General features: G+C 25.0%; 33 protein-coding genes, 1 riboswitch and 1 other annotated feature. Of the genes, 25 read left to right on the plus strand and 8 right to left on the minus strand.

All coding sequences use genetic code 11. The features are described from left to right. Positions 1–73 precede the first annotated feature (73 nt). The 5 genes from Q3223_RS04775 to Q3223_RS04795 all read left to right on the plus strand — a co-directional run bounded on the left by Q3223_RS04775 (position 74) and on the right by Q3223_RS04795 (position 2,665). Entirely contained in the window at positions 74–208 is a 135-nt protein-coding gene (locus Q3223_RS04775) for a hypothetical protein (protein ID WP_407811701.1), read from the plus strand. Positions 209–469: 261 nt separating this feature from the next. Next, positions 470–763 carry an autorepressor SdpR family transcription factor gene (locus tag Q3223_RS04780; protein WP_021384784.1) on the plus strand — a complete coding sequence of 98 codons (294 nt, stop codon included), beginning with the start codon at positions 470–472 and terminating at the stop codon, positions 761–763. Continuing rightward, the gene (locus Q3223_RS04785; RefSeq protein ID WP_407811702.1) at positions 744–1,385 is read left to right on the plus strand and encodes an SdpI family protein; all 642 of its coding nucleotides are present in this window, start codon (positions 744–746) and stop codon (positions 1,383–1,385) included. The genes Q3223_RS04780 and Q3223_RS04785 overlap by 20 nt, the downstream gene beginning before the upstream one ends. A 376-nt stretch (positions 1,386–1,761) precedes the next feature. Further along, positions 1,762–1,977, plus strand: coding sequence for a carboxymuconolactone decarboxylase family protein (locus Q3223_RS04790; RefSeq protein WP_243193722.1), 216 nt, complete (start codon positions 1,762–1,764; stop codon positions 1,975–1,977). Positions 1,978–2,500: 523 nt separating this feature from the next. Then, complete coding sequence (locus Q3223_RS04795; protein ID WP_054270419.1) at positions 2,501–2,665, plus strand: hypothetical protein; 165 nt, start codon at positions 2,501–2,503, stop codon at positions 2,663–2,665. A gap of 404 nt (positions 2,666–3,069) precedes the next feature. On the opposite strand, the gene Q3223_RS04800 is transcribed toward Q3223_RS04795, so the two are convergent. The 3 genes from Q3223_RS04800 to Q3223_RS04810 all read right to left on the minus strand — a co-directional run bounded on the left by Q3223_RS04800 (position 3,070) and on the right by Q3223_RS04810 (position 7,119). Beyond that, positions 3,070–3,915, minus strand: coding sequence for a DUF3887 domain-containing protein (locus tag Q3223_RS04800; RefSeq protein ID WP_223195912.1), 846 nt, complete (start codon positions 3,913–3,915; stop codon positions 3,070–3,072). Between the two features lie 101 nt (positions 3,916–4,016). Then, complete coding sequence (locus tag Q3223_RS04805; RefSeq protein ID WP_167641025.1) at positions 4,017–4,778, minus strand: ABC transporter ATP-binding protein; 762 nt, start codon at positions 4,776–4,778, stop codon at positions 4,017–4,019. 10 nt (positions 4,779–4,788) lie between these two features. Then, entirely contained in the window at positions 4,789–7,119 is a 2,331-nt protein-coding gene (locus Q3223_RS04810) for an FtsX-like permease family protein (RefSeq protein WP_407811703.1), read from the minus strand. A 514-nt stretch (positions 7,120–7,633) separates the two neighbouring features. After that, a riboswitch (cyclic di-GMP riboswitch) is annotated at positions 7,634–7,727 on the plus strand. Between the two features lie 84 nt (positions 7,728–7,811). Between Q3223_RS04810 and Q3223_RS04815 the strand changes: the two genes are divergently transcribed. From Q3223_RS04815 to Q3223_RS04840, 6 genes are all read left to right on the plus strand, one after another. Then, positions 7,812–8,300 (plus strand): SH3 domain-containing protein, encoded by a 489-nt coding sequence (locus tag Q3223_RS04815; protein ID WP_054270415.1) that lies wholly within the window; start codon positions 7,812–7,814, stop codon positions 8,298–8,300. Positions 8,301–8,651: 351 nt separating this feature from the next. After that, the gene (locus Q3223_RS04820; RefSeq protein ID WP_167641164.1) at positions 8,652–9,050 is read left to right on the plus strand and encodes a hypothetical protein; all 399 of its coding nucleotides are present in this window, start codon (positions 8,652–8,654) and stop codon (positions 9,048–9,050) included. Positions 9,051–9,298: 248 nt separating this feature from the next. After that, positions 9,299–9,901, plus strand: coding sequence for a TetR/AcrR family transcriptional regulator (locus tag Q3223_RS04825; RefSeq protein WP_167641152.1), 603 nt, complete (start codon positions 9,299–9,301; stop codon positions 9,899–9,901). Positions 9,902–10,013: 112 nt separating this feature from the next. Next, positions 10,014–10,277, plus strand: a binding site (T-box leader). Positions 10,278–10,426: 149 nt separating this feature from the next. Beyond that, the gene (locus tag Q3223_RS04830; RefSeq protein WP_054270412.1) at positions 10,427–10,978 is read left to right on the plus strand and encodes a tryptophan transporter; all 552 of its coding nucleotides are present in this window, start codon (positions 10,427–10,429) and stop codon (positions 10,976–10,978) included. An 848-nt stretch (positions 10,979–11,826) separates the two neighbouring features. Further along, the gene (locus tag Q3223_RS04835; protein WP_054270411.1) at positions 11,827–13,266 is read left to right on the plus strand and encodes a cell wall-binding repeat-containing protein; all 1,440 of its coding nucleotides are present in this window, start codon (positions 11,827–11,829) and stop codon (positions 13,264–13,266) included. A gap of 216 nt (positions 13,267–13,482) precedes the next feature. Then, positions 13,483–13,656, plus strand: coding sequence for a hypothetical protein (locus Q3223_RS04840; RefSeq protein WP_407811704.1), 174 nt, complete (start codon positions 13,483–13,485; stop codon positions 13,654–13,656). 79 nt (positions 13,657–13,735) lie between these two features. Here the strand turns inward: Q3223_RS04840 and Q3223_RS04845 are convergent, their stop codons facing one another. The 3 genes from Q3223_RS04845 to Q3223_RS04855 form a co-directional block, all read right to left on the minus strand. Beyond that, a complete protein-coding gene (locus Q3223_RS04845; RefSeq protein ID WP_407811705.1) occupies positions 13,736–15,415 on the minus strand; it encodes a recombinase family protein in 1,680 nt (559 codons plus the stop codon). 396 nt (positions 15,416–15,811) lie between these two features. After that, positions 15,812–16,942: a type I restriction endonuclease gene (locus Q3223_RS04850; protein WP_021386638.1), complete on the minus strand. Its 1,131-nt coding sequence runs from the start codon at positions 16,940–16,942 to the stop codon at positions 15,812–15,814. Between the two features lie 206 nt (positions 16,943–17,148). Further along, positions 17,149–17,364 (minus strand): helix-turn-helix domain-containing protein, encoded by a 216-nt coding sequence (locus tag Q3223_RS04855; RefSeq protein WP_021386639.1) that lies wholly within the window; start codon positions 17,362–17,364, stop codon positions 17,149–17,151. 189 nt (positions 17,365–17,553) lie between these two features. Here Q3223_RS04855 and Q3223_RS04860 point away from each other — a divergent pair, with 189 nt between their 5' ends. After that, the gene (locus Q3223_RS04860) at positions 17,554–17,679 is read left to right on the plus strand and encodes a hypothetical protein (RefSeq protein WP_284959378.1); all 126 of its coding nucleotides are present in this window, start codon (positions 17,554–17,556) and stop codon (positions 17,677–17,679) included. 116 nt (positions 17,680–17,795) lie between these two features. Here Q3223_RS04860 and Q3223_RS04865 read toward each other — a convergent pair whose 3' ends face one another. Beyond that, positions 17,796–18,143 (minus strand): helix-turn-helix transcriptional regulator, encoded by a 348-nt coding sequence (locus tag Q3223_RS04865; RefSeq protein ID WP_223152980.1) that lies wholly within the window; start codon positions 18,141–18,143, stop codon positions 17,796–17,798. Positions 18,144–18,296: 153 nt separating this feature from the next. Between Q3223_RS04865 and Q3223_RS04870 the strand changes: the two genes are divergently transcribed. The 3 genes from Q3223_RS04870 to Q3223_RS04880 all read left to right on the plus strand — a co-directional run bounded on the left by Q3223_RS04870 (position 18,297) and on the right by Q3223_RS04880 (position 19,641). Continuing rightward, positions 18,297–18,494: a helix-turn-helix transcriptional regulator gene (locus Q3223_RS04870; RefSeq protein ID WP_131066229.1), complete on the plus strand. Its 198-nt coding sequence runs from the start codon at positions 18,297–18,299 to the stop codon at positions 18,492–18,494. A 26-nt stretch (positions 18,495–18,520) separates the two neighbouring features. Then, complete coding sequence (locus Q3223_RS04875; RefSeq protein ID WP_131066228.1) at positions 18,521–19,342, plus strand: phage antirepressor KilAC domain-containing protein; 822 nt, start codon at positions 18,521–18,523, stop codon at positions 19,340–19,342. A 158-nt stretch (positions 19,343–19,500) separates the two neighbouring features. Further along, positions 19,501–19,641 (plus strand): Arc family DNA-binding protein, encoded by a 141-nt coding sequence (locus tag Q3223_RS04880; protein ID WP_223152981.1) that lies wholly within the window; start codon positions 19,501–19,503, stop codon positions 19,639–19,641. Here the strand turns inward: Q3223_RS04880 and Q3223_RS04885 are convergent. Beyond that, a complete protein-coding gene (locus Q3223_RS04885) occupies positions 19,619–19,807 on the minus strand; it encodes an Arc family DNA-binding protein (RefSeq protein ID WP_223152982.1) in 189 nt (62 codons plus the stop codon). The two genes, Q3223_RS04880 and Q3223_RS04885, sit on opposite strands and share 23 nt — an antisense overlap. Positions 19,808–19,961: 154 nt before the next feature. Between Q3223_RS04885 and Q3223_RS04890 the strand changes: the two genes are divergently transcribed. The 10 genes from Q3223_RS04890 to Q3223_RS04935 all read left to right on the plus strand — a co-directional run bounded on the left by Q3223_RS04890 (position 19,962) and on the right by Q3223_RS04935 (position 24,176). Continuing rightward, positions 19,962–20,129 (plus strand): hypothetical protein, encoded by a 168-nt coding sequence (locus Q3223_RS04890; RefSeq protein WP_223152983.1) that lies wholly within the window; start codon positions 19,962–19,964, stop codon positions 20,127–20,129. Beyond that, positions 20,122–20,925: a phage antirepressor KilAC domain-containing protein gene (locus Q3223_RS04895; RefSeq protein WP_223152984.1), complete on the plus strand. Its 804-nt coding sequence runs from the start codon at positions 20,122–20,124 to the stop codon at positions 20,923–20,925. The genes Q3223_RS04890 and Q3223_RS04895 overlap by 8 nt, the downstream gene beginning before the upstream one ends. A gap of 46 nt (positions 20,926–20,971) precedes the next feature. Next, complete coding sequence (locus tag Q3223_RS04900; RefSeq protein WP_407811706.1) at positions 20,972–21,451, plus strand: hypothetical protein; 480 nt, start codon at positions 20,972–20,974, stop codon at positions 21,449–21,451. 16 nt (positions 21,452–21,467) lie between these two features. Next, the gene (locus tag Q3223_RS04905; RefSeq protein WP_021386648.1) at positions 21,468–21,668 is read left to right on the plus strand and encodes a hypothetical protein; all 201 of its coding nucleotides are present in this window, start codon (positions 21,468–21,470) and stop codon (positions 21,666–21,668) included. Between the two features lie 18 nt (positions 21,669–21,686). Next, entirely contained in the window at positions 21,687–21,914 is a 228-nt protein-coding gene (locus Q3223_RS04910; protein ID WP_021386649.1) for a hypothetical protein, read from the plus strand. Between the two features lie 19 nt (positions 21,915–21,933). Next, positions 21,934–22,185, plus strand: coding sequence for a hypothetical protein (locus Q3223_RS04915; protein ID WP_021386650.1), 252 nt, complete (start codon positions 21,934–21,936; stop codon positions 22,183–22,185). Positions 22,186–22,261: 76 nt separating this feature from the next. Beyond that, positions 22,262–22,528 (plus strand): hypothetical protein, encoded by a 267-nt coding sequence (locus tag Q3223_RS04920; protein ID WP_243193336.1) that lies wholly within the window; start codon positions 22,262–22,264, stop codon positions 22,526–22,528. Then, positions 22,528–23,160 carry an ERF family protein gene (locus Q3223_RS04925; RefSeq protein ID WP_021386652.1) on the plus strand — a complete coding sequence of 211 codons (633 nt, stop codon included), beginning with the start codon at positions 22,528–22,530 and terminating at the stop codon, positions 23,158–23,160. The genes Q3223_RS04920 and Q3223_RS04925 overlap by 1 nt, the downstream gene beginning before the upstream one ends. 1 nt (position 23,161) lies before the next feature. Next, positions 23,162–23,359: a hypothetical protein gene (locus Q3223_RS04930; protein ID WP_243193335.1), complete on the plus strand. Its 198-nt coding sequence runs from the start codon at positions 23,162–23,164 to the stop codon at positions 23,357–23,359. A gap of 13 nt (positions 23,360–23,372) precedes the next feature. Then, complete coding sequence (locus Q3223_RS04935; RefSeq protein WP_021386654.1) at positions 23,373–24,176, plus strand: hypothetical protein; 804 nt, start codon at positions 23,373–23,375, stop codon at positions 24,174–24,176. Positions 24,177–24,178: the final 2 nt, after the last annotated feature.

Genomic DNA, 24,178 nt, shown 5'->3' on the forward strand with positions numbered 1-24,178 from the left:
ATTATATATCAAAAAAATATAATTTTAATTTTATTTATATGATATATATAATAATTTGTAGGAGGAGTTGTTTATGAATATATCAAGAAGAGCTATGAAGATAATCGAATTGGCACAAAAAATCGCTAATAAAAAAGGTGTAACAGTACAAGAAGCTTGGAATGATGCAATGAGAGAATACAAAGCAAAATATGAATATGTTACATAATTGTATGCATTATATTTTAAATATAGGCAATATATAAAATATAAGGGTCTAGAGTTAACTTCTAGGCTCTTTTATTTTTTGAAGTTAAGATATTTGAATAGAAATAAAATGTAAGTAAAATCAACTTATTAAAAGAAAATAAAAACTTTATTTGATAATTTAAAATAAGTATTTAGAAAAAATTCTAAATAGATATTGAAATATAATAATACCTATGCTATATTCTAATTAGATGAAATTCTAAATAGAGAGGTGATGGTGTTGGGTTTTCCAGAAACGTTTAAAGCTCTTTCAGACCCTGTAAGAAGAGAAATATTACTTATGTTAAGGGGGAATAAAATGTCAGCAGGAGAAATTAGTGAAAAATTTAATATGACAAATGCCACAATTTCTTATCATCTATCTCAATTAAAAAAGGCAGGACTCATATTTGAGACAAAGTATAAAAATTTTATTTTCTATGAAATAAACATTTCGGTTTTTGAAGAGGTTATGCTTTGGTTTTCACAATTTATGGAGAAGGGAGAAAAAGATAATGAAAAAAGCGATAAATAAACAATTTATTTTATCTACATTAATATGTTTTATACCATTTATTGTATCAATATATTTTTACAATAGACTACCAAATGAAGTTGCAATTCATTTTGATACTTATGGAAATCCAGATAATTATGCTCCAAAATTTATAGCAGCTTTTGGGGTACCATTACTAATGCTATGTGTTCATTTGTATACATGGTTTAGACTTGAAAATGAACCTAAAAAGGCTAATTTTTCAAATGTCATGCAAAATTTATCAAAATGGGGAGTCGCTATACTTGCAGTCATCTTACAAATAATGATGGTTTTGTATTCAACAGGAATTAGTTTGGAGTTTAATTTTTATACAGGATTGATTTTGGGGATAGTAGTTATTTTATTTGGAAATTATCTTCCTAAATGTAAGAAAAATTATTCTATGGGAATAATTTCACCATGGACTCTTAATGATGAAGACAATTGGAATAAGACACATCGTTTAGCTGGATGGATTTGGATTATTGGTGGGATATTGTTAATTATTAATGCTTTTATTAACATACCTTTTTATAATATGTTTGTAATTTTTGTAATTGTAATACTACCATTTATATATTCTTATTTGATATACAGAGTTTCAATGAAAAATAACTAATACAATCAATAATCATCATAATATTTAAATGAATGCAATACTTTTCAGAGCTAAAATATATAATTTAAAATGTACTAAGATGTTTGTTTTAGCTCTGAAAAAATATTATTTAATGAAATTAATATGGTATATTGAAAATTTTAAGAACTTATATTAATTAATCTATTGAATATGATTTAAAAATTTGCATTTAATGTTGAAAGCATAAGTATAGTGTGCTACTATTATAAAAAATTATTTATAAATATAGGAGGTAGAACATGAATACTAAAGAAATGAAGGAATATAGAAAGTTTTACAATAAAAATTAAGTGATACAGATGAATTTTTCAGAGTATTTGGAAGTCTTGATGATAAGGCTTATTCAGAAGGAGCTATAAGCAAAAAAAATAAAGAATTAATGGGATTAGCTATTTCTATTTTAAGTAGATGTGATGAATGTATTTGTTATCATATTGAGGGTTGTATTAATTCTGGCGCGAGTAATGATGAAATTATAGAAGCAATAAAAATAGGTGTAATTGGTGGTGGGTCTATTACGTATCCAAACGCAAGATTCGCAATAAAGGTTCTAGAAGAGTTTAATGTATAATTTTAGTATCAATAATTTATTTATATTAGTAGCATTTAGTTGTTTAAAATTGTGCTAAATTTTATTCTTATAATTATATATTTTTATTGATTTTTTATAATTGTATACAAAAAATTAAAAATTTAGAGTATTTTTTATTACAGATTATATTGAGAATTGTATAGTGTTGCTATTCAATATACTATACTTTTTATTGTTTTAAATAAATTGAATATTGGGATAATTATATTTACATATTTATGTTTCATATAGTAATATATTTTTTATAACTCATATAAGTTTTAATAAAAAGTTTTTGAAAGTACAATAAATAAAATTTTGTTCATTGTATTTTATTATCAAATTTACTACAAATTAAATTGTCTATTTTTATTTATAGAGTAGAATAAACTGTTTTTGTTAGGAATTTTGAAAATAGAATCAGACTGAAAAAATAAAGGAACTAATTTGTCTAACGTTTATTGGTGAAAAATAAATATATAGAAGTTATAATAAGTATATAAAAGTGTATGAGAGGTGTTATATGTTTGGTAAACAAAAAGAAAGTGTTAGATTTCTAGATTTTAATGATGTAGCAGAAAAATTTGGAGAGAAAAAGGCTGTTGCAATTTTTGATGCTATAGCTGGAAAAAAATCTAAAGAACATATTATCAAAGATATAGAAAAATTAGTAAAAAATGAAGTTTAGACATTTATAAGGTATATTGAGCTTGAGGGTAGCTCTTTATACCTTTTTTTTTATTATTTTAGAGTATTCTAATGTTTAATTTATTATAGAGATAATGTATTTAGATGCTTTTATATACATAGTGTAGGGCACTTAATAAACAGTGTTTAGGTTTAGATGTGTGAATTTAGTTAATATCTTATTAATAATATAATTGAAAAATTATTAAGGTTTTTAATTTGAATTTTTACAACGAGATCTTAATAGTTATGTTTTTCAATTTAAATAAAAAACTTATTATTACAAGTATTAATTTATAACAATAAGTCTTTTATAGTTTAAAATTGTAATTAGTTTCAGAAATATTGTTATTTACCATTGAATAATATATATTAAATGTTTTTTATAGATAAAAAACTAAATAGTTAGTTTATCTGACTCTCTAATGAATTTAGATTGGATTTTGGATCTTCATTATCTTTATTAAAGTATAATGACTTATTTAAACACTGTCTTGCCTCATCAAATCTTTTATTAGCCATAAGTATAACTCCTTTTAGATTGTATATGTCGCTCATCTTTTTTTTGTAATCAGAATCTATTTTATCTAAGTACTTTAAAGAGTTATTGATTGAATCAAAAGCATTATTTATCGCATCTGAAGAGCCAGGAAATCCATCAAAACGCATATAATTACATGCTTGTGCATAATATAGGTCTGAATTAGTAGGATTAAGAGAAATTGATTTTTTTAGTAGGGTTTCAACTTCTTTAATAGTTTCTAATTTGTAATCATCAAGTTTAAGTTGAGCGAGATACATACTATTGATAGCAAAGTCTTTTTTAAAACTTTCGTGTAATAATAGTTTGTATTTATTGTTTTCAATTACAAAATATCGATAAACTTTTAAAGAATCATTTCTTTTATAAAGTATATTTTTTATCTCAAAAGATTCTTCTAATTTAACTACATTTTTATACTTTTTTCCATCATAATTATATTTTTTTATAGTTTTTTCTTTACCTACTTTATAATTAATTACTCTCTTTGTATTAACTAAAATATCTTGAAATTCTTCAAAATTTTCTATACTAATTTTTTTCTTACTATCCTTACTTAATAAACTATATGCTGTTTCATAGTCACCAGAGTTAACTCTATCAATATATTGTTTTGCTACTTCACTAGCACTTTCTTTTGGGGAACATCCTACTACTGATATTACAATTGATAATGTTAAGAGTAAAGTTATGCCTTTAGTAATATTCATAATGCAATCACCTATAATTAAATTTTATTAATTATATTTTAGCATCAAACATTGAATAAGTCATTAGCTTTAAAGTACATAAAGTGAATAGTTTAGTAAAATTAAAAACCTAACTCTGATAGCCAACTCATCAGTTTATTTTCTCGGTATTTTGAATCATGATTATTAAATTTACCTAATTTAATTTCCCCAACAATCATACCATCAGACATAAATAGTACTCGTTCTGTTTTTAGTGCTACTTTTACATCATGAGTTACGAGCATAATAGCTGTACCTAATTGATTAATATCTATAAGAATATCCATTACTTCATTTGTTAACTTGGAGTTAAGTGCACCTGTGGGCTCATCTCCAAATAAAATTTTCGGATCATTAATTAAAGCACGACATATAGAAGCTCTTTGAAGTTGACCTCCAGAGACTTGAGTAATATCTTTATCTTTTATTTCTAGAATGTTCATTTTTTCCATAAGTTTTGTTGCTTGTTCATTGATTATTTGACGATTTTTTTCTTTACTTAAGTAAGCAGAAATAATTATGTTATCAAATATATTTAAATTTTTAAGTAAATTACTTTGTTGAAATATAAATCCCATATTTTTTAATCGAAGTTTTGATAATGCTTCTTCTGACAGATTAGAAATCATTTCACCCGAAAATTTGACTGTACCAGAAGTTAATTTATCCATTCCACTTATGTTATGTAGTAGTGTTGATTTACCAGAGCCAGAAGAACCCATAATAGATATAAATTCACCATGTTGAATTGACAAATCTATTCCTTTCAAAACTTGTTGTACATTTCCTTTACCAATAGTATACTCTTTAATAATTTTTTTAGCTTCTATAATATTATTCATAACATACCCCTTATTCTATAATAGACATAATTTTTATTTTATTAATTGCTCTACTAATTACTATAATTGTAGTTAATACTGTGAGAATTAAAACTGATGGATAAAGCACATATACAATTAATGGATTTATTACAAACTGGAGATTTGAGATACCAGAAAGTAGTAATCCAGATATTTTTTGTCCAAGTGTATTTGCTATAATGACTCCTAAAACAGTTCCAATTATAAGTATCAATAAAGCTCTAGTAATGTATTGAATGCGTATATCTTTAGTAGAAAATCCTAAGCTAAACATAATTGCTGTTTGTGGCGTATCCTTAGCAATGAGCATTTTAAAGAACATCGCAGTAATTAGTGAAGAAATTGCAATAGACATAACAACAGCTAATTTTATAACAAGTCTTAATTGGCTGATAACAGAACCTAATGTTTGACTTGTATAATTATTCATATCAGTAATCTTAGCAGGGTAATAATTTATGCTGTACTGCTTTAATTTATCTGCTACATTGACACCAGGCTTTAAATTCAAATTTACAATATGCCATAGTATATTATCTTCACTAGATGGTAGCATAGCTTTTGCAGTCTTACCACCATAGGTAATGTCTTGATATATTCCACTAACAGTTAAAATCAACTCTTTATCTTTTAAGAAAATTGATAAATTATCTCCAATGCTTTTTTCTAGTTCATTTGCATTTATGACAGACAATGCAATTTCATTTTCTTTCATTGGTGCAGAACCTTTTACATATGTCAGTGGGAAAGTTTTAAAGTTTCCATTTTCTATTTTAATATTTTCTATCTTGCCATCTTTATTTCTTATTTTATATGAACTTGTTGTAAAGGATTCATACTTTTTAACATCATTGTCAACATTAATTTTTTCTAGTATAGAATTAAAAAGATGCTTAGTTTGTTTTGTTTGAGGCAAATCAATACGAATATCACTCTTGCCAGCACCCATATAAGTGATAAATTCAGGTGATTTAATAGTATTTAAAAAATTAGTTGGTACAGTCATAATAAAAATACAAATCGTATATACAAAACAAAGCAATCCATAGACTGTAATTTTTTTAAACACTTCGTTTAATCCTAAAAGTATGTTAGTATTTGTTATTTTATTTTTGTGTATTTGAAAACTGAATCCATATTTTACAGAGTTAGTAGAACGGTTACCTCTTAATGCATTAATTACTGATATTTTTTCGAATTTTTTAAGTATAACTTTACAAAAGAATACAACACTTAAAAATACAAGAACTGAACCTATAAATGGAACGAGAATACTAAAAATGGTTTTGTCTATGGCTCCCATATAAATGTAAATATTTTTTGTAAAAAGAGGGCCTATAAATAATGAGAGTATGTAACCAAGAAAACTTGCAAAAGATGCAATTAACAAGTATTTTATTAAATATAAGTTTTGGATGTTACCATTTTTAATACCAATGGCCTTCATAACACCAATTTCTCGATAATCTTCTTCAATCGTTGTAATTAAAGTAAATCGTAAACATAAAATAGAAATTGTAATAAGAAGAATACTAATTAAGATGATAATAGTAATTACAATCCCATCAGACAAAGAATTTAGTAATTTGTAAATAGAATAAGTCACTGATGTACCTGTTTGAGGGAGCTTAGTTGATTGGTATAACGTTTCAAACTCACTAATTTTATTTATATCATCTAATATAAATTCAATTAAATATTCGCTTTCTCCTATATTAGATTTTAACGTGTTCCAATCATTATCACTGATTAAAAAACGCTTTGAAGTAACAAGTGAAGGGTTCATTTGTGAGTCACGTATAAAATCTTTTATTGTAAATTCCATAAAGAAATTACCATTAATAATTTTTATAGTATCTCCAATTTTCAAATTGGATTGTTTCATATAATATACAGGAACACCTATTTCTCCATCTTTTATTTGCATTATTTGATTGTCCATATCTAATAAAAAATCAAATTTATCGTTTTGTTTTGTAAAACTATTTTCTAGTACACTATTAGCTTGATTTTCTACTTTATTTCCTAGAAAAATATTAGCTCCATTTACATTTAGAAGTTCGGAAGTTTGCTGTTTTTTTATATATGGAGTTTTAGCTGAGAACTTATCAATTTCTTTTTGTTGTAATTTCCCAGAATACATTTGGACATAATGTGGTGTATGAGATTTTTGAAACAAGGAAGTCATTGAATCAGTTAGCTCTACAATGATATTTATTGAACTAGATACTAGCATTGATGCAAGTAAAATAAAAATAAATAGAGTAATTGTTACTACTTTATTTCGTGTTAAATCCTTTAATAATATTCTTTTTAGCATAAATAATCCTCATTTCTTAAAAATTTTGTATTAAAAATTTTAGAATTTTTTTATAGTAGTGGTATAAATATAAGATTTAAACTGACCGTCGGTCTATAATGATAATATTATAATATCATTAGTTTGTCAAGTCATTTAAAAAGTAAAATATATACATCTTATGATAAAGTGTATAGAGAGGATTTAGCATAGATAGAGTAGTAAAAATTTTTAAAAGAGAATAATTAATACAAATTATCTTTAGGTTTTTATTAATCATTAATTTTTTATATTAATTAAGGATGTAAAAAATTATCGATTATTTTTATATATTAATATTTATTGAAAAAGATTTGTTAAAAGTAGTAATATCATATACAAATTACTATTTTTCAGATGAATTATGAAGAAGAATAATTAAATTAATAAATATAAAGATATTTTTTGGTTATTATTAATTAAAAATTTAATTTATATTTAATTAATATAAAATTTGATGTAATATTATTTTTAAATTGTTTAAATTATGTTATTATTCAGATATAGGCAATATTAGATAAATCTAATGACGCAAAGCTATAGGGACTAAAATCTTTATATAATAAAGGTCATGTCAGCCAGTTGCCAAAAAGATAATAATTCTTTTTGTTGAAAGTATTTTTTAAAGTTATATATTTTTAATAACTTAATATTTGGCAAGAGGAGGGCTTAAGATGATATCTGAATTAATGTTGAAAAGTTTTGGCGAATCTAGCATCAATTTTAAGACTAAAATTAAATTAAATTTAAGAGAAAGACCAGACATAAATAGTATGAAGTTGAAAAGTATACCAGAAGGTAAAATTGTTAAGTTAAAATGTGTCGATGGAATATGGGCAGAAGTTGAAAGTAATTATGACAAAGGTTGGTTACTTTATAAATATTTAGAAAAATTAAGCAATGCTAAAAGCAATAGTAATGGTATAGTAAAAAATAGAAAAAAGAATTATGTAGGAAATATAAGAACGAATGGCTTAAGTTTAGAACTTAGAAATGATAGAACATTAGACTCTAGAATTATAACTACAATTCCTGATGGTTTTAAAGTTGAAGTATGTTATAGTGTTGGCAAATGGGCAAGGGTTAATATTGATAGAAATGGAAAAAAATATTCTGGATATGTATATAGTCAATATATAGAAGAATGTTTAAGTTTATCATAATTGGATACTAGTAAGCTTTAAATATACTAATAAATTTCAGAAAAAGAATCCTATTCATGGGATTCTTTTTCTTTTGTAAAAAAACTTATTATAATATTAAATATAATAAATTAACTAGGTCTTTTTAATTGTAAATCGAAGATTTAATTGAAAATAGATTTAACTTATGATTTGTATTTTAGGTGCCATGAATTGAGATTGATTTAGAAAATTTTAATAAAAAAGAAAGTTGATAGGATAAAAATAATATTAAAGATAAGAAAAGATATAAGAAATTTGAAAAATTTTGTAATTTTTAGTTTTATATATATTATAATAAACTAGATATAAGATTTTTATGAGGGGGAAAATATGAAAAAAAAGAAAACATTGATTGGAATAGCTATATCTTTTTTGCTTATAATCAGCACTATAAATCCATTGCAAGTTGAGGCTGAAGCTATTATTGATTCTAGTGTATACATTTCTTCAGCACAAGAAAATTATAAATCTAATAATACTAGATTTAAAACTATTAAATCTAAAAGTAAGCATAAACGTAGTAAATCTAGAAAAAGCAGAGTTAATTTGAAGAAAAGAACTATAAGAACTAAAAATTATGGACATAGAAATTTAGATAAACATAAAAGTCAAAGCATAGGAATATATAATATTCTTTCAAAATTGATACTTTCAGTAATAGTTGTATTTATTGTTATAGTTTTAATTGGGATAATATTTATTAGAAGAAAGAAGAAGAAATTTTATTAAATACAAGAATAAAAATTACATAGTTGTATTATATGATTTTATTGTATTATATACAATATTGCTTTTCATCTTATTTTAAGTTTTTTTATGAATAACTATTTTATAGTTTAGTTGGAAGTATATTGTTATGATTTTGTTCTTCATTAGATAATAATTTAAAGAATAGCGTTTTGCTAATTATTGATGTTTATTTTATAGCATGATATAATTTAAGCAGAATGATATTCTGTTTAAAAGGAGATACAAAAATGGCACGAAAACGAATATTAAATGGTGGTAAACGAGATGAACTTATTGAGAATGCACTTAATTTGTTTTTAGAATATGGGTATGAAAATACTTCTATAAGAATGATTTTAGATAGTGTTGGTGGTGAAGTTGGTATGTTTTATCACTATTTTAAATCAAAAGATGAAATATTCAATGAAGTTATAAAATTATTTCTAGCTCAGTATGAAAAAAGTTTTTCTGATGTTTTATATGATGATTGTATACCAAATAATCTTAAAATCGATGTGGTATTTGAGTTATTACAAAAAACTCTTTTAAAGTATAAGACATTTAAATTAGGTAAATTTCATTGGAGTATGCAAATTGCACTCAATCAATTAACTTTAAAAAGTTTAGTTCCTCATATAGCAAAATATATAAACTATATGCGTGATAAAGGTGAGATTGGGAGTTGTGCAATTGAAACGGATTTAGAGCTTGCAAATGCTGTTCTTTATTCATCATTTGCAATATTACATCAAGACTCACTAACTGAATTAACAGAGAAAGAATTAGAGCAAAAAAAACAGATTATCAAAGGAATTATTCACAGGATTTTGGATATAAAAAGAAATACATAATCTTATTTTACTATTTTTTAGGAAAAATATATTTTGAAATTTATAAAAACATATTGACATTTTTTAGAAAAAATAATATTATTATTTCAACGACAAAATTTAATAAAGTAAATTAAATCCTATGAAAAGGAAGAGTAGTTAAATTTAGGTTCATTATAGAGAGCTGAGGATGGTGGAATCTTAGCAAGAAAAAATTTAATGAATGGCCCTTAGAGGAGTAAATTGAAATCATAGTTTTGAGAGTAGACTTTATCGTCAGTCGCACGTTATAGCGAATAAGGTATGTAAGTACCTGATAATGAGATATATAAAAATTAAATTTTGTATTAGTTTTTATATAATTTAGGTGGCAACGCGGATAATCTCCGTCCTATTAGTTTAGGACGGAGTTTTTTATTTTACTGAAAAATTTAAATATAGAAGGTGGTGAAAAAGATGTTATGAATTTCCAGCGTTAAAGATGATGATATAATAAATTGGCAAAAAAATAAATTGAAAATTAAAAAAATAGGAGGAAATACAAAAATGAAAACAAATACAAAAAAATTAACTTTAAATGCAATACTTTTAGCGATGGGATTATTGATACATCAAATTACACCAGCTATAGGACTACCAATGAAACCAGATATACCACTAGCAATGTTATTTGTAATATTAGTTTTAAATAGAGATGATTATAAAACTTGTTTAATAGCAGGTATAGTAACAGGAATATTTACAGCTCTTACATCAAGTTTTCCAGGAGGTCAAATTCCTAATGTAATAGATAAAACTCTTACAGCAAATGTAGTATTTTTATTAATGAACATTAGTTATAAAATGCCTTTTATAAAAAGATTAGCTAAAAAGGCGCAAGATACTATAGTAGTTACAATCATAATGCCAATAGGAACACTTGTAAGTGGAACAATTTTCTTATTAGCAGCTCAAGCTATAGTTGGTCTTCCAGGTGCTTCATTTACAGCTTTATTTTTAGCAGTAGTATTACCAGCTGTTTTAATAAATTTAGTTGCAGGACTATTTTTATTCAAGATTGTTAGCCTATCAATAAGAAGAGTTAGTTATCAAGCTTAAATATGAAATAATACTTTACTTTATAAACTATTATAATAATCAAGCAATATAAGAATAGAGTAGTTATATCTACTCTATTCTTATATTATTTAAAGATTTAGCATTATATTTTTTTGTTTTTAATAAAATATTTATATAATAGTAATATATCTTCAACCTAACAGATAAATTATCATACCTATGTTAATCTTCTTAGATGTATCTCATTTGTAGTTATTAAATATAAAATTTATTTTAATTTGCTTTTTCAAGATAAATTTGTATATTAATCTTCTCTGATTTATCAGCTATTTAAATATACTAAAATTTCTACTTAATTTAATCTGTATATATTTCCATTTATAAATTTCTAAAAAATATAATAAAAGCATATTTTTTGTGAAAAACTTATTTAAATTTGATTAGGAAAAAAATATATAGTTCGTAATATAAAATGAAATTTAGTTAAAACTTATAAAACTATATCTGTAAAATATATTTTTAATATAAAATAGAAAATTCTAAATTTAAATAATACTTTAGCCAAATAAAATATGTGTAACTATAATAGAAATAGAATATTTTGAGAAATATATCTATATACTTAAAAAAGAAAAATAAATCTATTAAAATAACATAATAAAAAAAATATTAAGAATAAAAATAAGATTATAAGTATTTATATAAATCTAGTTGATTTTTAATATAAATGTAAATACAATTATATTTATATGAATAATTACATTGGTGATTATTAGTAATACAATCTAATGTAGTTTACGATTTTACATAAGTTTGTTAAGTACATAACCTAATTAAGAGAATGTATTCATATATTAAAAATTTATTATGAGGGGGATAATTTTATTATGAAATTCTGTAAAAGAATGTTAACATTGACTTTGAGTATTTCTTTTGCATTTGCAAATATTCAACTAGTAAATGCAATATCATCTGTAGAGAAGATACAAGGAAATAATAAGTATGAAATTGCAGGTAATGTAGCAGATGAAAATGCATATAAGACTGCTATACTAATTAATACTAATAATTCTATAGCAGATGGTCTAAGTGCAAGTGGATTAGCGGGAGCTTTAAATGCACCTATATTATTAACTGAAAAAAATACTATACCAACTGAGACATCTGCAAGATTAAAAAATGTATCAAAAGTTTATATAATTGGAGGAACATATTCTATAAGTACAGCTGTAGAAAATTCATTAAAAGCTAAAAATATAAAAGTTGTAAGAATTCAGGGAAGTGACAGAATAAAAACAAGTTATAATGTTGCAAAAGAAATAAACTCAATAAAAAAAGTTGACACTGTAATGTTAACAAATGCATATAAAGGAGAAGCTGATGCTATAAGTATTGCATCTGTAGCTGCAAGAGATAGTACACCAATAATTCTTACTAATGGGCGAAGTATACCTTTTTCAACTAGTGGCTTAAAATCTTATGTAATAGGTGGAACATCTTCAATGAGTACTACTTTAGTAAACAAGACTAAATCTACTAGATTGGGAGGAAGTACTCGCTTTGAAACTAATAAAGCAATAATAGATAAATTTTACAAAGATGCTAAAGATTTTTATATAGCTGGAGCATATGAATTAACAAATGCTCTTGTAGGTTCATCTTTATCAAAAAATAGTCCAATGGTATTAGTTGATAATGGCAGTAATAAAAGCGTCTTAAAGAATGCTAAAAAGATAACTTCTATAGGGTATATAAATTCAACTATAATTCAACAATGTCTAAATGTAACAAATGGACTTGGAGATATTAATACTGGAATTATAAAAGATGATGCTAAGCCAACTACAAAGACTATAAAAGCTGGTATGTATAAGGTTGGAAAAGATATATCAGCAGGGGAATACTTAATAACTTCAAATTCAGGAAGTTATGCTTCTTATTATGAAGTTACAAGTGATAGTACAGGAAATGCTGATAGTATACTTTCAAATGATATTTTTAGTGGAACTAGATACATAACTTTAGAGAATGGGCAGTACATTAAAATTGAGGATTCAACAATGATATTAGCCAAGTATGCTAAAGTTCAAAAGGCCAAGAATGGCAAATTTGGAAATGGTATGTACAAAATTGGACTAGAAATTCCTGCTGGAGAATATACTATAGTTTCAAATTCTTCTGATGCATATTATGAAGTTAGAGATGATAGCTTGGGTGATGTGGATGGAATAGTTACTAATGATGTTTTCTCAGGAAACAGATATATAACAGTTGAGGAAGGACAATATTTAATACTAAATAATTGTTATTTGATTGAGAATAAATAGGTTTAATTATAATTCAGTAGGAAATAGGACATTTTAATATAAGAAAGATGTTTTAAATTAAAATTTAAAACATCTTTTTTTATTTTTTAGCAATATACTATATCTAAATTATTATCAAAACACACATATAAAAATAATAATATCTTTAAAAGATTTTTCTTATTTGATATAATTAAGGTTATGTGTAATATAAGAAATTAACTAGGAGGAATAGAAGTGAGCAAAAGAAAACAAGTAACAATACCTATAGAGAAAATACAAGAACAAGATAAATATATAGAACAAGATAAATATATAGAACAAATACACAGACAAAATGAAGAATACTTCAACAGAACTGGAAAGAGAAAACTCGTGTTTACTCAAACCTTTGGATGTCCTTTAGTGTAAGTTAACATGGTTATATGCTCACTACTATTATTAACATATAAAATAAGCTATTCAATGATTCATGAATAGCTTATTTTTATTATTTATATATAAATGTATTTGTAAGATTATTTTTAAACTTTATGCTATGTATTATGCCATTTTTTATTGTTATATTATCTATCATAGATTCAATAAAATCTTTTAAAATTTGTTTATCCATATTCATAACTAATCCTTTATAGTCAACAGTTTTTTCATTCAATAAATTAAATGAAAGTAAAAAATTACTTGCAGTTTTTAAGAAGGACATATCATTAGGTAAAGAGTTATTATCTGCTTTTTTAGATTCAATCTCCAATTTATTATTAATTGCAGATAAATTTTCTTTAAGTGAAATTTTTTTTAAAAGATACTGTTTTTTTGACATATCTTTAGAGAATAAAAATAAATCTTCAAGTTTATTAAGAGCATTTTCAAACTTTTCTTTTTCTGATAATAAAAGTTTAATAGTAGTATCTTTCATATTACTGTTTTTCTTTTTAATATTATTTCTATTTAGCTGCCTAATCTTTTGATTCTTTGAAACATATATACAAATGTACATGTTTTCAAGCTCATCTTGTTTTATTCCAACTATGTTTTTAAATGTATTACCTTGAAGGAGTCTTTTTTCAAGTTCTTTTATATTCTTAACTCCATAAATGTGTACTTTTATAAGATTTAGTATATAGTTGAAAATAAATGGACCTAGAGTTATATCTGTAATAATTTTAGAATTACAATAAACATCCTTAAATTTACTTGAGCACCTATATGATGAAGGTTTATAGCCATTTTTTCTAGGTCTATCAAGGTTTGATACAAATCTATTACCACAACATCCACATACTAGAAATGAACCAAATATATGGGTATTTATAACATTTTTTCTAAAGGATGCTGAAACTTTTGAACCATTTGTATTCATTATGTCATTACAGTTTTGCCATTGTTCAGTAGATATTATTTTACTATGATTATTATCTATTATAATCCATTCTTTTTCATCTTTTATTTTTCCTCGTGCACTTTCTCTATAATTATAACGATAAGTTCCTTTATAAAATGGATTTCTTATAATGTCGCAAATTGTTTTACTTGTCCATATTCCATTTCTTTTTGTTTTTATATTATTATTGTTTAAATAAGATGAAACTTTTGAAGTTGATTTTAATTCTTCGTATTTATCATATATCATTTTTACTATTATGGATTCTTGAGTGTCGATTTGAGGGAACTTACTTTCCTCATCATAAGTATAACCAATAGGACAATTAGCACCATTCCACAATCCTTTTTCAGCTCGTGAAAGCATAATTGAGTATACTCTTTCTGCAGTAAGTTGTCTTTCAAGTTCAGCGAATACAAGTATTATTTTTAACATTGCTTCACCCATAGCTGAACTAGTGTCAAATTGTTCATTTTTACTGATAAATATTACATTTAGTTTTTTTATTTCTTCATAGGTATCGCAAAAATCAAGTAAGTTTCTTGATATTCTATCTATTTTCCAAACTAGTATATGAGTAAATTCTTTATTTCTTACTCTATTCATCATATCTTTGAAAGCTGGTCTATCTGTGTTTTTGCCACTATATCCTGCATCTTCAAATATTTCATAGTCGTCTATTCCAAGTACATATTTGGAGTAGTTTATAAGCTCTTGGCGTTGGAATGGTAGGGAATCTTTGTCTACTTGATAGTGTGTACTTACTCTTACATATAGTGCAGATTTCATATTATCACCTCTCTAAGTAGAGTTTATAAGAGTTGAAATTTGTTTAAAATAGTATATTTAGCATGATGAAATGATACAATTTAATTATTTTCATGATACTACAATAAAATCTAGTTAAATATTATAAGATGGGTAATATGGAAGAATAAGTTTGATCTGAGTGAAGTAGAAAAGAAAGTATTATTGTAATATTTATAGCTAATCTTACAGTTTTGTTTGTAAGGCTATATAAATTTTCTAAAACACTCAAACATTAGAATAAAATGTTCTAAAATAAAGCGTATTACATAACCTGTACAAAAATAGAGTAGCCTAAAGCCATCTTATCTTTGTACAAAGGAAATGTAATATTTATAGTACATGCTATTTTTTATAAATATATTTAGAATTATAATCTTATTTTATGTATTTTTTTATGATGAAAATTAGATCATCTTTTAATTCTTTTATATCTATCACTTCATCCATTTTGTATTCTAAATAATCATTTTCACCATTAGGAAGAGAGATAGTTTTATTAGATGAATTTAGCGTTATTTTGCATATCCAATTTTTAATATCATTTTTATATAATATAAATATATCATCTTTTACTTTTTTATAACTTATTTCATCCTTAGATACATTTTCTATTAAAATGTCTTGAACTATATCTATTGCTTTTAATTCATCTTCTGTTAATAATATATTATTTTTAGGTTCGATTTCGGGTTTAGGAAGATTATTTTCATCTTGTTTTTTTGTTATATCATTATCTATTTTATTTTTTTCTTTCTTTTTGCTATCTTTCACTTTCTTTTTTTCATAATCTTCATTGTCATTCTCTAATAGGAGCTTTAATTTTTCATTCATAAAATCATTAACAAATTGAGATAATGACCTTTTTACAATAGGTCTAAATTTTTCAACTACATTTTGAGTTTTAATTCCATTATAAAAATCATTTATTATGAATCTAACAAATTCATCAGATGGATTTTCTAATTGCATATTTAATTGTGCTTTTATTAAACTAGTGTATTTTAATTCTGATGCGATATTAAAGATTGTATCTATATCAAAAGAATTTTTAGTGAATTTTTTTAGATGAGATATTTTATTGTCATCCATATTTAATAAATTTAATACCAAAAATGGTTTTTCATCCATTTTATTTTTTTCTTCCAAATCAGTGAAGAATTTATAAATTATTCCATTAGTAAGTATTGCAAATTTTGCTTCTGTTGCTGTAAAATATCTAAAGAGTTGAGCATCATGTTTTTTTAATTTATCACTTGCACATTTTGCTTCTATTAGAATCAATGGTTTGCCATCTTTTAATATTGCATAATCAACTTTTTCACCTTTTTTAACACCTACATCTGCTATAAATTCAGGCATAAACTCTAATGGATTAAAAATATCATATTCTAAAATTTGAAATAATGGCATTATTAATGCTGTTTTTGTTGCTTCCTCTGTGGTTAAGTTATTTTTTAATGTTTCTATCCTCTTACTAAATTGATTTATTTTATCTGAAAAATCCATAGTAACCCCCCATATCATAAATATACATATATAGTTAATAATATACATAAAGTAACCTATTTATCAATATATTTTATGGAAAAGTCTACTTTTATATGTAAAACAAGTTATTTTTGATTTATTATACAACCTTCATATTAATTCAATAACATAAAATTAGAGTAGTTTGTAATTGTTCTATTCTTATGCTATCAAAATATTTACTATTATATTTTCCTTCTTTTCAAATTTTCTTCAATAAAGTACTCACATAGAATGAGACAATCTATTTCTAATGCAAGTGACAAATCAATAATTACATCTATATTTATATTCTTATATAGCCCCCTTTCTAGCTCTGAAATGTAAGTTCTACTTAAATTTGCTTTTTCAGACAAATCTTTTTGTGTTAATCTTCTTTTTTTTCTTAATTCTTTTAACATACTAAAACCTCCCTTTACTTTAATTTATACATGTTGACATTTGTAGAATTGTAAAGTAAATGACGGTGATAGCGACATTTTTGAGTAAAAATATGTGCTAAAATGTAATTAAGAAAATTCTATGTGAATAGAGTGTGAAAATAAAGAGTAGCTAGAATTTTTAATACATGATAGAGGGGGATACTTTAAATGGGGGATTTAGAAATAAAGGTATTAGAATTAAATGAAATATTAATTGAATTAGATAAGCTTAATTCAGAAAAAATAACAGAATATTTTGAAATATTGCTCTCTATTTATGAAAGAGATGAATAAATAAACTATGAATTATAATTAAAAGGTAATTGTATTTAATATTTTTAAATAACAAGAGATGTTTAAAAATAATTAGTTTATTTTAAAACATCTCTTTAAATTTATATAAGTAAATATTATTTTTTTAATTTTTCTTCCTCCAAAAACACTTTTGCTATGCTCAACATCCTATCTTGTGCTTCTTCACTCAATTCAGTAAAGATTTTTAACATATTTTTTATATCTTTTGGGGAATCTAATTTTTCAATAAATTCATTTATTTCTCTTTCATTTGATTTTCCAAGAAGATAATCTGTAGATACATTAAAGAAATCTGATATTTTTAGCAAAGTTTCTTGATCAGCACTTCTTCTACCTTGTTCATACATACCTATTGTACTAGGCGATATATCCAGTTTTTTGGCTAATTCAGACTGTTTTAAACCAGCATCTATTCTAAGTTCTTTTAATCTTTTTGCAAACATCGGAAAAACTCCTTTTTGAATTATAATAACACAAAAAGTGTAGAAAAAAATATTACTACACAAAAAGTATAAAAAAAACTTGACAACACGTATTGTGTAGTATATTATGGAAATATAAGAACACAAAACGTGTAGTAAATAGGGGGTGGTTAAATGCACAATAGTTTAGTTGATTTTAGAAATTATAAAAAAATGACTCAAAAAGAAATGGCAAAAAAATTAGGTATAACACTAACTTTATACTCTAAGATTGAACTTGGCATTAGAAATCCAAGTTACAATTTTTTAAGGAAATTTAAACTGATTTTTAGAGATGTGAATATAGATGAAATTTTTTTTGAAAATATATAACACAATATGTGTATGAGGAGGCATTTATGGTGAAGAAATTAAAAGTATTTAAAAGTACAGCTTTTGGAGAAATTAGAGTACTAGAAATTTATGATGAAATTTATTTTGTAGGAAAAGATGTTGCAGAAAAGTTAGGTTATTCGAATATAAGTGATGCTTTGATAAAACATGTTGATGAAGATGACAAAAAGCAAATCGCATTTAACGATTTGAAGGAATTAGGATTTATTGATGTGGGAACAAAAGGAACTCCTATTATCAATGAAAGTGGACTTTATTCTTTAATATTAAGTTCTAAATTACCAAATGCAAAAGGATTTAAACGTTGGGTTACTAATGATATATTGCCTAGTATTCGTAAAACTGGTACATATAATATGGTAAATTCACAATCGAATGATAGTTATTTGATAGAAAACCCAATAGAACGTGCTAAACGTTGGATAGAAGAACAAGAAGCAAATCAATTAAAGATTCAAGAAAAAGATAAAGTGATTCAATTACAACAGCCAAAAGTACTGTTTGCTGATGCAGTTCTAGGTTCTGAAAATTCAATATTAGTCGGTGAACTAGCAAAAATATTAAAACAAAATGGTGTAGATACAGGTCAAAATAGGCTCTTTGATTGGCTTAGAGATAATGGATATTTAATTAAGCGTAAAGGTGAGGACTATAATATACCAACTCAAAAAAGTATGAATTTAGGAATAATGGAAGTCAAAAAAAGAGTAATAAATAACCCTGATGGAAGCACTAAAGTAACTAGGACGGTAAAAATTACTGGAAAAGGACAAGTTTACTTTATAAACAAGCTAAAATCAGATAATAAAATTAAATTAGTTTTTTAAAATAGATTACAAATAATCTAAGTTTATCTTAAAAGGAGGAAAGTATATGGCAAAGATAGCAACAAAAGCGTTAAACAGTATTTACTACAAAGCTAGGTTAGAATATGCAGAAAGAAATATTTTGAAATTTGAATATAGAATATAAAAGAGGTGATTAGGTGCAAAGAGAACAAACAACAATACGCCTACCTAAAGAACTTAAAGAAAAGTTAGAAAAGCAGGCAAGTAAAAAAGGAAGAAGTTTTAATAGTATTCTATTAAGTATATTACAAGAATTTATTCAGAGTCCAAACTTATAGAACCATGTTCTTTTTCAAATATTTCGATATGTTTAGTAACAAGAAACTCTATTTCTTTGTTAGCCGAACGAGCGTTGTATTCAGCTATATATTTAAGTTTATCAAGTTTTTCCTTTGGTATTCTAATTGCAAAATGAGGATTTTTATATGTACCCATTTTAGCCATAATATCAACTCCTTTATGTAGTCTATTTGGCAACAATTATATCATAAAAATAAATATAAAAAATATATAGGCAACACATAGACAACATAATAAAAAGGTGTTATACTTTGTATTAAAGATAGGCAACACATAGATAACAAAACAGGAGGAAAATATGTTAGGAAATAGAGTAAGAACTGGCTTAAGAATTCCATATGATTTAAATACAAAATTAATACTAATAGCAGAAGAAAAAGGAATGTCCAAGAATTCTTTAATATTACACATACTTTGGAATTACATAAAAGAAATTGAGAGTGAGGAGGTTGGTAAGTATGAATAATTTACAAATAATTAAAGAACAAGAATTATTAGGTAAAGAATTTAGAGTTTATGGAACTTTAGAAAATCCACTATTTTTAGCTAGGGATGTAGCTGAATGGATAGATTACAGTAAGACAAGCGAAGGATACTATAATACTTCTAAAATGCTAATGAGTATAGATGAAGAAGAAAAAGTGACTATTACAAATAGTAATAGTGGTGGAAATAAATTATTTTTAACAGAAGATGGATTGTATGAGGTTTTGATGCAAAGTAGAAAACAAATTGCTAAACAATTTAAAAAAGAAGTTAAAAAGATAATAAAAGAAATTCGTAAAACTGGAGGATATATACATACAACAGAAGATATGTCAGATGATGAAATAATGGCAAGAGCATTACAGGTAGCCCAAAAGACAATAGAAAAGAAAAGTATAGAAATAGAGGAAAAAGATAAAGTGATTCAATTACAACAACCAAAAGTATTATTTGCTGATGCAGTTCTAGGTTCTGAAAATTCAATACTAGTTGGTGAACTAGCAAAAATATTAAAACAAAATGGTGTAGATACAGGTCAAAATAGACTATTTGATTGGCTTAGAGATAATGGATATTTAATTAAGCGTAAAGGTGAGGATTATAATATACCAACTCAAAAAAGTATGAATTTAGGAATAATGGAAGTTAAAAAAAGAGTAATAAATAACCCTGATGGAAGCACTAAAGTAACTAGAACAGTAAAAATCACTGGGAAAGGACAAGTTTATTTTATAAACAAGCTAAAATCAGATAATAAAATTAAATTAGTTTTTTAAAATAGATTACAAATAATCTAAGTTTATCTTAAAAGGAGGAAAGTATATGGCAAGGATAGCAACAAAAGCGTTAAACAGTATTTACTACAAGGCTAGATTAGAATGTGCAGAAAGAAATAAAGATATGAGGAGTAGAGAGAGCACATCACAGTATTTATCAATGGATTGTACAAAATTAGCAAGAATTGAATTAGGAAATATCACACCTAGAGCTGATGAAGTGTTACAAATTTCAAGTGTATATAATGCACCAGAACTAATTAATTATTACTGTAAGAATCAATGTTCAATAGGAATTAGATATGCACAAAACTTAGAACTAAAAAGTTTGGATAGATTAACCATTGAGATTTTAGCAACTAGAAATGATTTTGAAAAAATGACTGAAATATTACTCGATATATCTGAAAAAGGTTCAGTAGAAGAATATGAAAAAGATGATTTTAAAAAATATGTATTAGACACATTAAAGCAAATTTCAAAATTAGCACAAGAAACTGATTTATGGGCTAGAAAAAACATTTAATAGGAGGTGATAAATTATGATGAATTACAAAACAGAAGAAGAATTTCAGGCACAATTAAAAAGGACATGGAAAGCATTGAATGAATGTGGAATTTATACAATGGAAGAAGCAGAAAGAGCATTTCAAAATATTCCACCGATAGATATATCATATATGGTTACACCATTAGATTTTGATGAAATATATAGAATTAGAAAAGAAATGTTTGGACATTAATCAAGGAGGAAAATTAGTATGGAAGGATTAGTATTAAAATTTGATTTAAGTAAATTCAAAGTAGGTAAGGCAATAAAAATAAGCTCAAGAAAAATTAATTTTGAAGGAGATTGTATTGTAATAGTAGCTACTAGTGATGAATTAAATTTAGCTTATTTTGATAAATATAGAGGATGCATACAATATCAATTATTAACGATAGAAGATATTCAACAAGGCGATTATAATATTAGATTTTTACATTAAATAAAAGGAGTGAGTGTAAGTGAATACAGCTAAAATATTTGCAATAAGTCAAATTAAAAGAGCTAATATAGAAATTGAAAGGTTAAAAGATAACAATGAGACTAGTAACATTAATATATTAAATTGGTGGGAAGGTGTAAAAATAGCCAGTGAAAATATACTTAAAATGCTTGAATATGATATTGAATTAGAAGCATCTGATGATTTTAGGGAAATTATGATGTATCAAGAATATTTAGAAAGGGAGAGACCTTTAAATGTACAGATATAAGAAAAGAGCCTCTGCAAAGGCTCAATTCAAAAAAACATCATAATATCAATATAATTATAACATAGAGGGGACTATTTTGAAAAGTAGAGAAGAAATAATTCAAGTATTAGAAGAACAATTATTTTTATTAAATTTTACAACAGTTGATGAAGTAGATTTAGATTTAAAATTTGGACAAGTATCAGCATTAGAATCTTGTATAGATAAACATAAAAAAGAGTGGACTTTAGAAGAGTTTAAGCAACATTTAGAAGATAATAAGTTAAAAAAACTTTATGGTGATTACATAGATGGCTTTATGAAAATCTTAGAACAAAACATAAAATATATGGAGGGAGATTGATGGATAACAAAAATATATATATTAAATTAATGGATGTAAGAGTCAGATTTAATAAACTAGACATTAAAAAGAGTGGTCAAAATAAGTTTGCTAACTTCAAGTATTTTGAGTTAGCAGACTTTCTACCTCAAGCAACAGATTTATTGGAAGAAGCTAAATTATGCCCTATAGTGACTTTTACAAATGAGTATGCAACATTAACATTGATAAATGGAGAAAACCCATTAGAGCAGATTACATTCACTTCTCCAATGCGAGACTTACAACTTAAAGGCTCTAATGAATTACAAGCACTAGGAGGTATAGAAACCTATCAAACTAGATATTTGTATATTCAGTTACTTAATATAACTGAAAATGATAGTTTTGATGCAATAAGTGGTAAAGAGCAGTTTAAAAATAATACTAACTTAAATAAATTTGATGAAGAAAATAGAAGTAATGAGGTTAAATTTTTGTCTACTAAACAATTAAGTAGATTGTATGCAATAGCTTATAATGCTGGTGTTAGTAAAGAAAAGTTGAAAGAAAAGGTTTTTAAGCAGTTAGGCAAAGAAATCAAAGATTTAAATAGAGAAGAATATGACATGATTTGTAAAGCTTATGAAAATGTAGAAAAAAGAGAGGTGTAAAATGGCTAGTTATTTAGTTTATGAGTGTGATAGATGTAAAAATAGAGTTAATAGTGAATTAGAACTTGTAACAATACCAGTATTGAGGTCTTGTGAGTATGATAAAGATGTAAATATAATGATTGGGAGAAAGAGCTTTATAGAAGTATGTTTTGATTGTTTAATTTATATAACAGAAGAGATGGAATTAGTTAGATAAGAGGGTGAATACCTTGAAATATACAATATTAGGATTTAGTCAGAAAAAAGCAGTAGAATTAGGTCTCAATATAAGAGATTTGCTTATATTAAGATGGTTTGTAGATTTTTTAGGAAGTGGAAGAATGTCAAGAAAGATGATTGAAGGAATTGAATACTATTGGATTGATTATTCAGGAGTGATAGAAGAACTGCCAATACTTTATACAGAAAAGCAAGACACAATATATAGAATACTTAAGAAGTTGGACAAATTAGATATACTTGAACATGCTACTTTAAAACAAGGAGGAACATGGAGTTACTATAAATTAGGATATAGATATATAGAGCTAATTAGTAACACTAAAAGTTATCCACATGTCGGAAATATATCCGACTGCTCGGATTTAAATCCGACCCAAACGGATATATTTCCGACCCAAACGGATATAAATCCGGAACGAAAAACCCATCTACTATATCCTTCTACTATACCTTGTAACTATACTACGCAGACAAGTGCTGTAGTAAATAAAAATAAAGAAATAATTGAAGAAAATACACACTTAAAACTAAGTGAGAATATGAAAAAGAAAGTAGTAAATTGGGATGAAGATAGATTATTAAAAGCTATATATATCTTTATAAATAAGAAAGGTGAGGTATTCAATTTTTTAGAAAAGATATATAAGGATAATAGGAACTTTATTAGTAATGATGCTGGTCAAGTTACTAAAACCAAATTTGCTAACTTTACAGAAACATATATTAAATATACATCTAGTGAACTTGATGAAATAATCAAAAAAAGTCAAAAAGAAAAGTTTAAAAAATAGTT

Source organism: Clostridioides sp. GD02367, from assembly GCF_045900275.1.
Lineage (GTDB): Bacteria > Bacillota > Clostridia > Peptostreptococcales > Peptostreptococcaceae > Clostridioides > Clostridioides difficile_A.

What these genes read in the sequence shown, in the direction of transcription:
- Q3223_RS04775 (WP_407811701.1), top strand. Translation starts at nt 74, where the DNA reads ATGAATATATCAAGAAGAGCTATGAAGATAATCGAATTGGCACAAAAA.
- Q3223_RS04785 (WP_407811702.1), top strand. Translation starts at nt 744, where the DNA reads ATGAAAAAAGCGATAAATAAACAATTTATTTTATCTACATTAATATGT.
- Q3223_RS04795 (WP_054270419.1), top strand. Translation starts at nt 2,501, where the DNA reads ATGTTTGGTAAACAAAAAGAAAGTGTTAGATTTCTAGATTTTAATGAT.
- Q3223_RS04800 (WP_223195912.1), bottom strand. Translation starts at nt 3,915, where the DNA reads ATGAATATTACTAAAGGCATAACTTTACTCTTAACATTATCAATTGTA.
- Q3223_RS04805 (WP_167641025.1), bottom strand. Translation starts at nt 4,778, where the DNA reads ATGAATAATATTATAGAAGCTAAAAAAATTATTAAAGAGTATACTATT.
- Q3223_RS04810 (WP_407811703.1), bottom strand. Translation starts at nt 7,119, where the DNA reads ATGCTAAAAAGAATATTATTAAAGGATTTAACACGAAATAAAGTAGTA.
- Q3223_RS04815 (WP_054270415.1), top strand. Translation starts at nt 7,812, where the DNA reads ATGATATCTGAATTAATGTTGAAAAGTTTTGGCGAATCTAGCATCAAT.
- Q3223_RS04820 (WP_167641164.1), top strand. Translation starts at nt 8,652, where the DNA reads ATGAAAAAAAAGAAAACATTGATTGGAATAGCTATATCTTTTTTGCTT.
- Q3223_RS04825 (WP_167641152.1), top strand. Translation starts at nt 9,299, where the DNA reads ATGGCACGAAAACGAATATTAAATGGTGGTAAACGAGATGAACTTATT.
- Q3223_RS04830 (WP_054270412.1), top strand. Translation starts at nt 10,427, where the DNA reads ATGAAAACAAATACAAAAAAATTAACTTTAAATGCAATACTTTTAGCG.
- Q3223_RS04835 (WP_054270411.1), top strand. Translation starts at nt 11,827, where the DNA reads ATGAAATTCTGTAAAAGAATGTTAACATTGACTTTGAGTATTTCTTTT.
- Q3223_RS04845 (WP_407811705.1), bottom strand. Translation starts at nt 15,415, where the DNA reads ATGAAATCTGCACTATATGTAAGAGTAAGTACACACTATCAAGTAGAC.
- Q3223_RS04850 (WP_021386638.1), bottom strand. Translation starts at nt 16,942, where the DNA reads ATGGATTTTTCAGATAAAATAAATCAATTTAGTAAGAGGATAGAAACA.
- Q3223_RS04855 (WP_021386639.1), bottom strand. Translation starts at nt 17,364, where the DNA reads ATGTTAAAAGAATTAAGAAAAAAAAGAAGATTAACACAAAAAGATTTG.
- Q3223_RS04860 (WP_284959378.1), top strand. Translation starts at nt 17,554, where the DNA reads ATGGGGGATTTAGAAATAAAGGTATTAGAATTAAATGAAATATTAATT.
- Q3223_RS04865 (WP_223152980.1), bottom strand. Translation starts at nt 18,143, where the DNA reads ATGTTTGCAAAAAGATTAAAAGAACTTAGAATAGATGCTGGTTTAAAA.
- Q3223_RS04870 (WP_131066229.1), top strand. Translation starts at nt 18,297, where the DNA reads ATGCACAATAGTTTAGTTGATTTTAGAAATTATAAAAAAATGACTCAA.
- Q3223_RS04875 (WP_131066228.1), top strand. Translation starts at nt 18,521, where the DNA reads ATGGTGAAGAAATTAAAAGTATTTAAAAGTACAGCTTTTGGAGAAATT.
- Q3223_RS04885 (WP_223152982.1), bottom strand. Translation starts at nt 19,807, where the DNA reads ATGGCTAAAATGGGTACATATAAAAATCCTCATTTTGCAATTAGAATA.
- Q3223_RS04890 (WP_223152983.1), top strand. Translation starts at nt 19,962, where the DNA reads ATGTTAGGAAATAGAGTAAGAACTGGCTTAAGAATTCCATATGATTTA.
- Q3223_RS04895 (WP_223152984.1), top strand. Translation starts at nt 20,122, where the DNA reads ATGAATAATTTACAAATAATTAAAGAACAAGAATTATTAGGTAAAGAA.
- Q3223_RS04900 (WP_407811706.1), top strand. Translation starts at nt 20,972, where the DNA reads ATGGCAAGGATAGCAACAAAAGCGTTAAACAGTATTTACTACAAGGCT.
- Q3223_RS04905 (WP_021386648.1), top strand. Translation starts at nt 21,468, where the DNA reads ATGATGAATTACAAAACAGAAGAAGAATTTCAGGCACAATTAAAAAGG.
- Q3223_RS04910 (WP_021386649.1), top strand. Translation starts at nt 21,687, where the DNA reads ATGGAAGGATTAGTATTAAAATTTGATTTAAGTAAATTCAAAGTAGGT.
- Q3223_RS04925 (WP_021386652.1), top strand. Translation starts at nt 22,528, where the DNA reads ATGGATAACAAAAATATATATATTAAATTAATGGATGTAAGAGTCAGA.
- Q3223_RS04930 (WP_243193335.1), top strand. Translation starts at nt 23,162, where the DNA reads ATGGCTAGTTATTTAGTTTATGAGTGTGATAGATGTAAAAATAGAGTT.